The following is a 374-nucleotide window of genomic DNA, read 5'->3' on the forward strand; positions in this document are numbered from 1 at the left end:
AACTGCTCGCCACCTGCGAACGCGACGGCGTACGGGCACGGGCGATTCCCGTTGACTACGCCTCGCACTCCCCGCACATCGAGCGACTGCGCGACCGGCTGCTCGACGTCCTGGCCGGGATCAGCCCGCTGGCACCGCGCATACCGATGTTCTCCACCGTCTCCGGCTACTGGGTCACCCCCCCGCCCGACCCCGCCTACCGGTACACCAACCTGGGCCACCCCGTCCTCCTCGCCCCGGCCCTCCAGACCCTCCCCGAAACCGGCCACACCCACTTCGTCGAGACCAGCCCCCACCCCGTCCTGGTCCCAACCATCGAGGAGACCCTCGACACCGCCGTCACCCTCCCCACCCTGCGCCGCGACGAAGGCGAC

At 71.1% G+C, this 374-nt stretch carries 1 protein-coding gene; it reads left to right on the forward strand.

From position 1 onward, the window contains the following. A partial coding sequence (locus PUR61_RS19205; RefSeq protein ID WP_329880181.1) for an acyltransferase domain-containing protein occupies window positions 1-374 on the forward strand: 374 nt, incomplete at both ends.

This window comes from Streptomyces sp. BE20 (assembly GCF_036322525.1).
In the GTDB taxonomy this organism is placed as follows: domain Bacteria; phylum Actinomycetota; class Actinomycetes; order Streptomycetales; family Streptomycetaceae; genus Kitasatospora.